The organism is uncultured Brachyspira sp. (assembly GCF_944388875.1).
GTDB lineage: Bacteria > Spirochaetota > Brachyspiria > Brachyspirales > Brachyspiraceae > Brachyspira.
In genome coordinates this window covers 45,030-57,850 of sequence record NZ_CALXKQ010000012.1, presented here as the reverse complement: position 1 = coordinate 57,850, position 12,821 = coordinate 45,030, and the positions used below count along the sequence as shown (strand labels likewise).

Here is a 12,821-nt window from a genome sequence, read left to right as displayed (position 1 = left end):
TATGATAAAGGCTTTGACTATTGCAGGGTTTGATGGTTCTGGAGGTGCTGGAATACAGGCTGATTTAAAAACATTTTCAGCTTTAGGATGTTATGGTATGAGTGTATTAACTGCATTGCCTGTGCAAAATACTCAAGGGGTTAGAAGCTGTTATGAAATAGAGATAAAAGCAATAGAAGAACAACTGTACTGCATATTTGATGATATTGTGCCTGATGCTGTAAAGATAGGTATGCTTTTTAATAGCAATATAATAAAGTTAGTTGCAAAATTTTTAAATGAAAATGCAAAGAATATACCTATAATAGTTGATCCTGTAATGGTAGCAAAAAGCGGGGACAGGCTGCTTTTAGAGGAGGCTGTTGATAGTTTAAAAAAATATATAGTTCCAATATCTACTATTATAACTCCTAATATACCTGAGGCAGAAGATTTAACATTAAAAAATATAAAAACAGATGATGATATGATAAAGGCTGCTGATGATATACTCAATATGGGAGCTAAAAATGTTATGCTTAAGGGCGGACATTTAGAAGGAGAGCTTTCAAGGGATTTATTTATGAGTAAGGATCATAAAGAATTTTTAGATGCTATGAGAATAGATACAAAAAATACTCATGGAACTGGATGTACTCTTTCGGCTGCTATTTGCAGTTATATGGCACATGGAAAAACGCCTCTTGAGGCTTCAAAATTAGGAAAAGAATATTTATTTAATGCATTACAGGCGGCAAAAATAGATAGTGTAGGTAAGGGACATGGTCCTGTTCATCATTTTTATGAGGCATGGAAATATTTAAATATTTAATATTTTGGGGTTCTATAATGATTATACGTTCTTATGAAGATAAAGATGTTGAGCAAATTCTTAAAATTTGGAATGAAATAGTAGAATCGGCACTTGCTTATCCTGATGAATATCCGATAAAGCTGGATGAAGCATACTCCTTTTTTAAAAAGGAGATAGATGTTATATGTGCTGTAGATAATGATACAGTTTTAGGTTATTATTTAATACATCCGAATGGATACGGCAGACGTTCTCATATATGCAATACTACTTATGATGTGAGAGCTGATATGAGAGGAAAAGGTATAGGAAGAGAGCTTGTACTGGATTCTTTTAAAAGATGCAAAGATCTTGGATTTAAAGTGCTTCAATATAACGGAGTAGTTTCTTTAAATGAAGCAGCTTTAAAATTATATCGTTCTTTAGGAATTACAGAGGCTGGTATTATAAAGAATGGATACAGATTAAAAGACGGCACATATTGCGATGGAATAATGTTTACAAAGCAATTGTAGTAATTTATTTTATTAAATATATAAAATAAGGGGCTTTATATAAAATAAAGTCCCTTAAATTTATTAATTGTGCATTATTGAACTTCTTTCAAAGTACCTTTTATTGTCAAAGTATCATTTTCAAAAGTACCCTGTAAATCTCCCTGCCAATAAGGAAGCCCGTCTTTAGCTTTATCAGTAACCATTTGTATATTAGTAAAATCAGTATCATTAGAAATTTGAGAAGTACTCATTTTATTATTATCTAAACCATATCCTATTTTGAATATTCCGTTAGTATCAGATTTTAATTCATAAACCCAAGGATAAACTGTAGGTCCTCCTGCATGGGCATATCTTATAGTAATAACTCCAGTTTCATCTTTAGTAACACCTGTTCCTATAACAGAAGGTCCATTAGTTCCGTCCAAAGTTTTTTGGGATGTTCCTGTAACCATACCGTCAAAGTTATAAGTTTTTGAAGGAGATACTCCATATAATACAAAGAATCCGAAACCACGTTCCATTTTGTTGTCAGCAAATTGTCCGTTTTTATATCTGTATGAGTCCCAAGATTTAGTTGCTCCTGCAGGTGTTGAAGCTCCTGTAGCAGCATCTACTTTAGCATCAATATTGCCGTAAGTTCCTGAAACTTTTAAATATGAGTTTTGCATTAAATTATTGTCATCATTAGCTTTTTCACCGAATACAGCCTGAAAGTCTATATCCATAGTTCCTGCTTCAGCTGTTCCGTTTTGATTTGATGTTGTATCTGTTTTAGAACATGAAAATATTAAAACAGATATAAATAATACTATAGGTATAATTTTTTTCATTTTATCTCCTTTTTTGTGTTAATCATATAATAAAATATATACTGAATATTACAATATTATACATATACTAAAATGTAAATTTTTTTTATATATTTACCCATGATATGTATATAAAAAAGGCTATTATAATACTATTAATACGAATTATGTTGTTTTATATGTAAGAAAAATATACTATTGTAATTTTGTATTGATGATATTATTCTACAATATATTGTAATGATACTATTCTATATACTTTGAAACGAGCTAGTTATTTTTTATTAACAGATATTGATGAATAATATTATTATAGGCAGCTAGATTTCTGTATTAGAAATTAGTATATACCTAAACAAATACAGTTTGTCAAAAATATAAATTTATTTTTGTTTTTATATCTGGGGCTTTGCCCCATACCCCAGTTCTTTTATTGGTATAAAAGAACCAAAAGAACTGCATTTTTAGTATAAATTTAGGCTATATCCTATATTTAATAGGCATGTTTTTAATATAAAGTTCTAGCAATTGCGTTTTTTGCAACTTTTTTGTGCGGCAAAAAAGTTGATAATAATTATATAATGTGCAGTGGTCGGCAAAATGAAATCATTTCAGTATATACCAAAACAAATATATTTTGTCAAAAATAATTTTTTTAAATTTTAAATATTTGCAGGGCTTTGACCCGCACCCCACTTCTTTTGCCGACGCTCTGCGTGCCGTAGGTAAGGCACCTACTCGGTGTTGCCATGAAGAAGCTATATCCTCGACAGGCTCGGATACGCTTCTCGAAAGGCTATATTTTAGCTTAAATTAATAATCTATCTTACATACAAAAACAATTTTAGTATGATTTAGTACTAATTTTATATCTTGCACTTTTTGCAACTTTGACGAAGTCCGCAGAGCGTATGCGGCGGGAAAAAGTTGACTAAAAAAATGACAAACTTAAAAGTTTAACGAATTTTTTAAAATCTATAAAAAAGCAGTACAAGTATTTGTTTTTATTGCTAAGTAAAATACAAGAAGGATTATAAAATTGAGAGTATAATATAATCATTACTTGTACTGCATTTCTAACTATTAAATTAAAAGAACTATTACTAAACTTGCTCAAAGTATACAATATACCAGAGCATAATACAACTATATTACACATTTTTTTAACCTTCTTCAATGCTTAAAAGGTTTCTCACGCCTTTTTTTGACAGCATTTTTTAATTTTACTTAGCATTAACTAATATACACAAAAATATTTTAAAGTCAACAAAAAAACATTTTTTTTATGTTTAGGAGTGTGAGTTTTTGTACATTTTTTAGTATAAAAAAAGCAGTACCCTTGTTATAATATTTTCACAGACAAAACAAATAAAAGGATACTACTATGAGCAAAGAGTATACTACAGAATTTAAATTATTTATAGTTCAGGAAGCTTTAAAAACTAAAAATATTAAAATATTTTTAAAAAAATATTCTATTGCTAGATCTACTTTTTATCATTGGTATAACAAATATAAAACTACGGGAACTATTTTTAATTTAACTACTAGACCGAAAACTTTTCCGCATATTTTTAATAATCAAGAAGTCATTGATTTAATTATTAAGCTCTATACTAAAGAATATAGAGGAAAACATTATATTAAAGCATATTTGAATCGTGAAGGAATTAAGATAGGGATTACTGCTATTGAAAATGTATTAAAGAGAAATAATATTTGGAGATATAAAGTCAAAAGGAAAAAGAAACGCTATGATAAACGTAAATTTGTTTCTAAAATACAAAAAGAGGGTAAAATAGTTCAAATAGATACAAAATATATTAAACTTGGCAGAAAAACTGTTTATCAGTTCACTGCTGTAGATTTAGCCACACGTTATACTTGGGACGATAAAACACCATCCAGTGCTTTATCATTCTTGAAATATGTTTTAACAACTTCCCCTTTTAATATACAATCAATACAGACAGATAATGGTACAGAATATACATACCGCTGTCTTAATACTTCTAAAATAAATATTTTTGATGAATATTGTTTGAAAAATAAATTGGAACGAAAGTATATTCCCGTGGCAGTACCTAGATATAACGGCGTAGTAGAAAGAGTACATGGAATAGATGAAAAAGAATTTTATTCAAGATTGAATAAAAAAATAACTGTAGAAGTCTTAAAACAAAAATTAAATGAATATACGCATTTTTATAATCATCAGAGATTGATTTCCTCTCTAGGATATATTACAATTGCTGAAAGAATAGAAAATATTACAGCAAGGAAAGCACAATATCTATAGCTCCATGACAAGATTAATGGAAACAGACATTTTATATATAAAAAAGGGATTTTTTTATCAATGAACCCCCTTTATTTATAGTAATTATTTTTATTATTTTACCAAACTAGAGAAATCAAGCATATTCTTGAAAATTTTATCAACTGAAGAAAGCAAAGCTATACGGTTATTTTTTATTTTCTCATCATCTACATTTACCATAATATCTTTGAAGAATTTGTCTAATGGTTCATAAAGACTAGCTAATAAAGCAAATGTTTTTTCATATTCTCTATTTTCCATAAGTTTATTAACTTCATTTAATTTTTCTTTATAAATATTGTATAGAGATTTTTCTGCTTCTTCTTTTAGTAAAGATTCATCCAAATTAACATCCTTAGATGACTTAATCATATTTTTTATTCTTTTAAATACTGCTAAAAGATTTGAGAATAAATCCTCATTTTTCTTTCTAAACTCATCAACAGCTTCTATTTTTAAGTAGGCATCATAGATATCATCTATACCTGTAGATAAAACACCTGCTATAGAATCTTTAGAAAAATCAATATCATTTTCAAAACGTGATTTAAAGAACTCAAATATATCATTAACTAAATCAGCACTTTTATTATTTCTTGCATCTTTAGGCATTGAATTAATAGAATCTTCTATTAGTTTTTTAAGATTAACATGTTTTTTTGATTTTGTAAGTATATTTATAATACCAAGTGCCTGTCTTCTTAAAGCATTAGGGTCTTGAGAACCTGTAGGTATATCTCCAACATAGAAACCAGCGGCAATATTATCCATTTTATCGAGTATTGCTATAGCTTTACCAGTATCATTAGAAGGTATATCATCAGAAGCAAATAAAGGTCTGTACTGTTCATTAATAGCCAATGCTATATCATCATTTAATCCCATATTCTTTGCAAAATATCCGCCCATAATACCCTGAAGTTCTGGGAAGTTGTAAACCATATTGCTAACTAAATCAGATTTCATATATTTAATAGCTTTAATTATATTATCTTTATCTTTTTCATAACCTAAAAGTTTTATTAAAAGATCAGAGTTTTTCTCAAGTCTTTTTACTTTATCAGCAACGCTTCCAAGTTCTTTTCTGAACATAAGCATTTTAAGTCTTTCATTCATCTCATCCATACCTTTTCTTATATCTTCCTGATACAAGAATCTTCCGTCAGAGAGTCTTGCTGTTAATACTCTTATATTTCCTGCTATTATTTGAGGAGTTTTAGGCTGATTAGCTGTTATTACAAATAGGTTAGTGAGAGTTCCATCCTTTTTGCATAGAGGAAAGTATTTTTGATGCTCTATCATTTCGCTTGTTAATACTTCTTTAGGAACTTCTAAGAATTTAGAATCGAATTCAGCAGTGAGTAAATAAGGTTCTTCTACTAAATCCACAACTATTTCAGACACTTTTTTCTTTGAAACAGCTTCATATCCATTTTCTTTTTCAATATTTTCTAATTGACTAATTATATTTTCTAATCTTTTCTCTCTTGATACTATAACATGTTTTTCAATTAAAATTTTCTCATAGTCTTTTGGATTATTTATTTCAGCAAATTCAGGAGATAATAATCTATGTCCTGTTATTTTATTATTAGTATCTATTCCAGCAACAGTAGTTTTTATAATTTCATTTCCAAATAATGCTAATACATTTCTAATAGGACGTACAAATGCGAAATCTTTATCAGCCCATCTCATTTTCTTTTTAAAATCTATATTGGCAACTATATTTTCCAGATTCTCTTCAAATAATTTTTTTGTTTCTATGCCTTTTTTTTCTTTTTTTACGAATATATATTTTTTTCCGCTTACATCTTTTATATATGGTTTATCAAAAGATTCTTTTTCATCTATACTTTTTACTAGATTGGCATCAATATTATGTGATTTTAAGAATCCTTCACCCGCTTTTGTAGGAATACCGTCTTTTACAGCACTTTCAAATAGAGGACCTCTAAACTCTATAATTTCATCTTTTGATTTTTCTTCTACATCTTCAACAAGAATTGATAATCTTCTTGGAGTTGTGTATGATACTATAGATTTGAAATTTACACCGTTATTTTTTAATGTATTTTCCATAATCTTCTTAAAACTCATACTTGCAGGTAAGGCAAAATCTGCAGGTATCTCTTCAACCAATATTTCTATAAGTAAATCTTTCACTTTTATATCCTTAAAAATTAATTATATACTGATGTATTATATTGTACATTTATAGTATAAAAAATACAATGTTTTTTATATATTAATTTATAATTTTATTAACTATTTGTCTATTTGATAGGTTATATATATATGCTAGAATAATATTTTTAGGAAAATTGTATATATTTACCGATAATAAATAATTTTGGTATTGATTTTATATTGTTAATATAATATATTTAAAAAATGGAAGAATTATTGATATGCAGAATGTAAAAATTAAACAGAATATATTAATTATAGATGATGAAGAAGATATACTCACAACTTGTCAAAGCATTTTAGAAGATGAGGGATATGATGTATATATAGCAAAAAACTATAATGAAGCTTTAAAGATTTTAGAAGATAATAGTATAAATTTGGTATTTTTAGATGTATGGCTTCCTGATATTGATGGACTTGATATTTTAACTAATATAAAAGATAAATTTCCTTCTATAACAGTTATTATGATGAGTGGACATGCTGGAGTAGAAACAGCTGTAAGGGCTACAAAGATAGGGGCTTATGATTTTTTAGAAAAGCCTATAAGTATTTCAAAATTATTATCAAGCTGCGATGAAGTATTTAAAGAACATGAGGATAGAGATGTTTCTAAAGAATGCTGTGATAATATGAGTTTTAATAAAAAACATCAATGTAAATATAAAGTAGCTCAGAGAACAATAGCTAAAAGTGTAGTTGTAAGCGGTTTTGCCCTTATGGAAGGAAGAAAAACCGCATTAACTTTAGTTCCTGCTGAAGTAAATACTGGCATAGTATTTGTTGATATTAATACTAATACTCATATAAAACTTTCACATGACAATATTTTATCAAAAGACAAATCAGGAGCTGTTAATTCTACTGCTTTGGTATCAGGCAGCAGATATATAAAAACTACAGAACATTTTTTAGCAGCACTTCACATGATGGGTATAACTAATTTGATAGTTAAATGCGACGGAGAAGTACCAAATGTTGATGGTTCTGCTTTAGTATTCTGCGAGGCTTTAAAAGATGCTGGTTATGTTGAACAGGATGATTATGTTGAACCTATAGTTATAGATCAGACTTTAACTTACGGAAACGTTAATGATAATGAAACTTATATTATATTATCTCCTTATGACGGTCTTGAGGTTAGTTTGCGTATAGATTTTGCTGGTACTATAGGTGTGCAGGAATATACATATAAATTTGAAAATTTTGATCAATTTACTAATGAAATAGGAAGAGCTAGATCATTTAATACTATAGATAATATAGACTATGCCCAAAAAATGGGGATGGCAGGAAGCGGTATGATAGGCAGCCATATATTACTATGTGACGGAAAAGTGATAAATACTAAATTACATTTTGAGGATGAATTTGTAAGGCATAAAATTCTAGATATAATAGGAGATTTATATATTTTATCCAGACCTATAAAAGCTAAAATAATAGCCAATAAATCATCTCATTCATTTAATCACTCTGTCGTTCATGATCTTGCTAATAGGTATTTATGAAAAATTAGATTATATTGATTTTATATATAAAAATGGTAAAATAATACACCATAAATTTTGTTTAAGAGTTATGATATTATGGCTGATAGCAGATTGAAATCGAATACAGAAGAACAAAATAATATATCCTTATATTTTTCTGATGCAAAAAAGGAAAAACTTTTAACACGTGAAGAGGAAATAGAGTTAACAAAAAGGCTTAAAGAAGGAGATGCTGAAGCCCGTTCAAAACTTATTAGAAGTAATTTGCGGTTTGTTATAACTATAGCTAAGCAATATAAAAACAGCGGGCTTTTATTAGAGGATTTAATTAGTGAGGGTAATTTGGGGCTTATTATAGCTGCAGACAGATTTGACCCTGATAAAGGATACCATTTCATTTCTTATGCTGTTTATTGGATTAGACAGAGCATATTAAGAGCTATCAATGAAAAATCAAGATTAATAAGACTTCCATTAAATAAGGCTATGGATTTAGTTGATTTAGAACGTGCTGTGCATCAATACTATTATAAAAGCGGATATACTCCTGATGTAAATGAGCTTGCCGCTATTTTAAAAAAAGACCCTAATGATATACTTCATATTATGTCTATGAGTACAGAACATATTTCTCTTGAAGGAGAATATAATTATGAAGGTATGAAAGACAGGCTTATAGATACAATAGAAGATAAAACAGCAAAAACGGTAGAGGATACCATTACAAATAAAGAACTTATGGAAGAATTAAAAGTTGCTATTGAAAATCTTTCAGATATAGAAAAGCAGATAATAAATGCTAGATATGGTATAGATCAAGAGAGAAAAACATTAAAAGAAGTTGGAGAAATGTTTTCATTTACGAAAGAGAGAATCAGACAAATAGAAAAAAAAGCATTAAGAAAAATGCATTCTCAGAAATTTAATTCATTAAAAGATTTCTTAAAATAATTTTTATATTTCATTATCATAATTTTTGTATATTAAAAATTTACTTAATTAGAATTGCCTGAGTTATTTTACAATAAATATATTATGCCGAAAATTTATCTATGTATTTTTTATATATGATGTTATTTTGAAAGATACTAAATTTTGTAAAGGAAAAAATAATATTATTGATTGTATTAAAAAATAAAGAAAAAATTAATATTATTGAAACTTGTTTAAGCAAATACAAATAAATTTATAATACTATATTATTAGCTGAAATACTTAGAATAAATTTTTTAATATATGATAATAATTAATACTTATAACTAAAATAATATGTCTGGACTTTATATACATATTCCATTTTGTAAATATAAATGCAGCTACTGCAATTTTTATTCTATTGTTAATATGAACAGTGAGGATATATATAAAAAATATATTGAAGCATTGATTAAAGAGCTTAAATTAAGAATAAGATATTATAATCAAAAAATAGAAACTATATATTTAGGCGGAGGTACTCCTTCTGTATTGAATAAAGAGTTTCTTAAATATTTATTAAAGAATATATTGAGCATTATAAATAACTATAATGGAAATGATATTATTAAAGAAATAACTATAGAATCTAATATTAATGATATTAACATAGAATATATCAGTTTTTTAGAATCAATAGAAAATATAAGGCTTTCGCTTGGTATTCAAACATTTAATGAGAAATCTTTATCTGTAATAAATAGGCATACATGTAAAAATGATATTATTAATACTCTTAAATTGATAAATAAATCATCTTTAGAAAATATTTCTCTTGATTTTATATGCGGGCTTCCTTTAAATACTGAAAATCAAATTAGAGATGATATATTGTTTTCGTATGATTTGATTCCCAAAATAAAGCATGCATCTCTTTATTATTTAGAGCTTACGGAATCTTTGAAAAATAAATGGAAAGATATGCTTCCTAATGATGAAGAATCAGTATTATTTTATAAAAAAGCATCTGATACATTGGAAAGTTTGGGATTGATAAGATATGAGGTGTCAAATTTTTCATTGTCAAATTTTCAATCTATTCATAATAGCAATTATTGGCTTTTAAAGGATTATTTGGGTTTAGGAGTATCTGCTGTAGGATGTTTTAATAATATAAGATATGAAAATGTAAAGATGATTAGGGATTATTTTAATGCTTTGTATAATAATAAACTTCCTGCAAAGGATGAAGAATTTTTAGATGAAGATACAAGAAAAAAAGAATTTATATTTCTTTCGCTTAGAACGGTAAAGGGGATAGACATAAATGCTTATCATTATATATTTAATGAGAACTTTTATAAAAAATATAGCGGCATCATAAATAAAAATATAGAGTATTTTATAGTTTCAGATGATTATTTATCTATAAAAAAATGTTATTTTAATTATGTTGATGAGATTAGTTTATTATTATTGTGATTTTAGTAGCGATTCTTGAAAGTTTTTATCATGTATTAGATATTTATCTACAATTACTGCTAAAGCACTGTCTTCTTTCTTTAATTCTTTGGCTCCTCTTGTTATAGAACATAAGCTGGCATTAAGATGTTTTGCAATTTCATATTGAGGCATTTTCCTCCTGAGCAATGTAACTATCCTCAATCTTTGCTGTATCATATCCTGCTCATCCTTAGTAAAAAGTTCGCTTAATAGCTTTTTTATGAATTCTTCATCAGTTTCTGCTGCTAAAATATGAGCCAATAATTCCATTTTTATATCTCCTTTAACTATGTATATTACTATTTAGAATACTACTATATTAAGTATAGGATAAAAAATAATTTTTTCAAGTATATTTTATTGTTTTTAATTGCATAAAAGTTATAATATGCTTTATATTTTTATCTGAGTATAGATGTATGAAAAAAAAGAAATCCAATTCCATAAAGAAGATATCTACAAAAGAAAAAAATAAGAATAATATATTCATTTTTATGTTTATAATATTTATATTATTTGCAGCTGTATTGCATATTATATATGATAAAAATTATGATGTTTCTGTTAATGATATAAATAAGGTTGATAATGCTGGGCTTACAGTAATAATGAAATCTCTTTTGAATGAGGATAAAAAATTGAGCCTTAATGATATAAAAAGGCTTATAAGAGATAATAGAAAGAATATAGACTATAAGATAAGAGATAGTGAAAGCAAGACACTTTTGATGTATGCAGTATTTAATGGAGATAGGGAAATAATAAATGAGATAGCAAGCCATACTGATAATATAGATGATATAGATAATAATGGAAGAACGGCATTACATTGGGCTGTTTATTATAATAAATATGATTCTGTTGTTGCACTCATAGAGCTTGGAGCAAAAACTAATATTAAAGATAATTACTCACTTACTCCTATAGATATAGCACAGTATGAGGGATATGAAGATATATATGAGTATTTATCCAAACGGTAATATTTTGAACAGCAGTATTTTATAGAAAAAATATTGTAAAAAATGATTTTTAATGTTAAAATTAAAGTCTGAATATTGCAATTATTGAAAATTAATATAAAAAATACATATAAAATAAAGAGGAAGCGATGAGATTTAGATGTTTAAAAAAGGATATAGTAAAATCTATAGGCGTAACAGAAAATGTTGTTGAAGGTAAAGTAATTTATAATATAGAAAGCAATGTACTTTTTCATCTTTCAGGCAATATGCTTACATTAACAGCTACTGACGGCTCTGTTTGGGCTAGAAGCAGAATAATATTAGATGACTGTGAGGGAGAAGGTTCTGTTGCTGTTTATGCTAAAAAAATAAGCTCAATATTAAAAGAGATGCCTGACGGACTTATAACTATAAATGTTGAAGAAAATGAAAAAATTAATATAGAATCTGAAAATGGAAAAACTAAGCATTTAATTATAGGAATGAAAACGGATGATTTTCCTGCTTATCCTGAGAGCAGCGGCGATATCAATTATATAATGCTTCCTACAAAAGAATTAGTTACAATGATTAATAAGACTATATCATCTATAGCTAAAGAACCATTCAAGCCTGCTTTAAGAGGTATATGCTTTGAAAAAACTGATTCTAAATTTTTAGCTGTTGCTACTGACGGAAGAAGAATGGCTGTTATAGAAAGAGAATTTGAAGGAGTAGAAAATGGTTCTTTTTCTATAATAATAGAGCCTAAAGTATTAAATGAAATACTTGTTACTGCAAATTATGATGAGGTTGAGCAGGTAAAAATGGGAGTTGATGGTCAGCAGGTTTATTTCCAAGTTGGTAAATATGATTTCGTTTCAAGCCTTATAGAAGGAAAATATCCTAATTTCAGACAAGTTATACCTAAAGAGTTTGCTTATAGTTTTAGAGTTAATAAAAATGATTTGCTCGATGCTATAAGACGTGTAGTTCCTATGATTAATGATGTACGTTCAAAAAGGATGATATTAACTGTTTCTGAGGAGTCTTTAAAAGTTAAGGGTATAAATCAGGAAATGGGTGAGTCTTTGGAAGAAATTGATATAAAATATTCTGGAGAGGAACATTCTATAGCTTATAACTACACTTATATTCAGGATGTTATTAAGCAGATTGATTCTGAGATAGTTACTTTTATGGTTAATAAAGATTCTAGTCCTACTATGGTTAAAGAAATAGAAAGAGAGGATTATTATTATATTATTATGCCTATGAGTATAGGTGAGGAATAATTTATTTTAGACTTATCTTTTTCAAGTCAATAGTTAAAAAAGTTAATAGATTTGTA

The 12,821-nt window shown here is 27.3% G+C and carries 11 protein-coding genes; 8 read left to right on the top strand and 3 right to left on the bottom strand.

The genetic code is table 11. From position 1 onward, the window contains the following. Position 1: 1 nt before the first annotated feature. Positions 2–811: a bifunctional hydroxymethylpyrimidine kinase/phosphomethylpyrimidine kinase gene (thiD, locus tag Q0J69_RS08515; protein WP_297206190.1), complete on the top strand. Its 810-nt coding sequence runs from the start codon at positions 2–4 to the stop codon at positions 809–811. 17 nt (positions 812–828) lie between these two features. Continuing rightward, positions 829–1,308 carry a GNAT family N-acetyltransferase gene (locus Q0J69_RS08510; protein ID WP_297206186.1) on the top strand — a complete coding sequence of 160 codons (480 nt, stop codon included), beginning with the start codon at positions 829–831 and terminating at the stop codon, positions 1,306–1,308. Between the two features lie 74 nt (positions 1,309–1,382). Here Q0J69_RS08510 and Q0J69_RS08505 read toward each other — a convergent pair whose 3' ends face one another. Further along, positions 1,383–2,123 carry a hypothetical protein gene (locus Q0J69_RS08505; RefSeq protein ID WP_297206183.1) on the bottom strand — a complete coding sequence of 247 codons (741 nt, stop codon included), beginning with the start codon at positions 2,121–2,123 and terminating at the stop codon, positions 1,383–1,385. A gap of 1,363 nt (positions 2,124–3,486) precedes the next feature. On the opposite strand from Q0J69_RS08505, the gene Q0J69_RS08500 reads away from it, so the two are divergent. Continuing rightward, positions 3,487–4,401 carry a DDE-type integrase/transposase/recombinase gene (locus tag Q0J69_RS08500; RefSeq protein ID WP_297206180.1) on the top strand — a complete coding sequence of 305 codons (915 nt, stop codon included), beginning with the start codon at positions 3,487–3,489 and terminating at the stop codon, positions 4,399–4,401. 93 nt (positions 4,402–4,494) lie between these two features. Here Q0J69_RS08500 and glyS read toward each other — a convergent pair whose 3' ends face one another. Next, positions 4,495–6,588, bottom strand: coding sequence for a glycine--tRNA ligase subunit beta (glyS, locus tag Q0J69_RS08495; RefSeq protein ID WP_297206177.1), 2,094 nt, complete (start codon positions 6,586–6,588; stop codon positions 4,495–4,497). Positions 6,589–6,833: 245 nt separating this feature from the next. Here glyS and lpxC point away from each other — a divergent pair, with 245 nt between their 5' ends. The 3 genes from lpxC to hemW all read left to right on the top strand — a co-directional run bounded on the left by lpxC (position 6,834) and on the right by hemW (position 10,505). Further along, positions 6,834–8,126, top strand: coding sequence for a UDP-3-O-acyl-N-acetylglucosamine deacetylase (gene lpxC / locus Q0J69_RS08490; RefSeq protein ID WP_297206174.1), 1,293 nt, complete (start codon positions 6,834–6,836; stop codon positions 8,124–8,126). 78 nt (positions 8,127–8,204) lie between these two features. Beyond that, entirely contained in the window at positions 8,205–9,059 is an 855-nt protein-coding gene (locus Q0J69_RS08485; RefSeq protein WP_297206172.1) for an RNA polymerase sigma factor RpoD/SigA, read from the top strand. 318 nt (positions 9,060–9,377) lie between these two features. Then, positions 9,378–10,505, top strand: coding sequence for a radical SAM family heme chaperone HemW (gene hemW, locus Q0J69_RS08480; protein WP_297206169.1), 1,128 nt, complete (start codon positions 9,378–9,380; stop codon positions 10,503–10,505). Here hemW and Q0J69_RS08475 read toward each other — a convergent pair. Further along, positions 10,497–10,796, bottom strand: a complete 300-nt coding sequence (locus tag Q0J69_RS08475) for a Trp family transcriptional regulator (RefSeq protein ID WP_297206166.1) — start codon at positions 10,794–10,796, stop codon at positions 10,497–10,499. The genes hemW and Q0J69_RS08475 overlap by 9 nt on opposite strands. 149 nt (positions 10,797–10,945) lie before the next feature. On the opposite strand from Q0J69_RS08475, the gene Q0J69_RS08470 reads away from it, so the two are divergent. Further along, the gene (locus Q0J69_RS08470) at positions 10,946–11,509 is read left to right on the top strand and encodes an ankyrin repeat domain-containing protein (RefSeq protein WP_297206164.1); all 564 of its coding nucleotides are present in this window, start codon (positions 10,946–10,948) and stop codon (positions 11,507–11,509) included. Between the two features lie 128 nt (positions 11,510–11,637). Continuing rightward, positions 11,638–12,765 (top strand): DNA polymerase III subunit beta, encoded by a 1,128-nt coding sequence (dnaN, locus tag Q0J69_RS08465; protein ID WP_297206162.1) that lies wholly within the window; start codon positions 11,638–11,640, stop codon positions 12,763–12,765. The last annotated feature ends 56 nt before the right edge of the window (positions 12,766–12,821 follow it).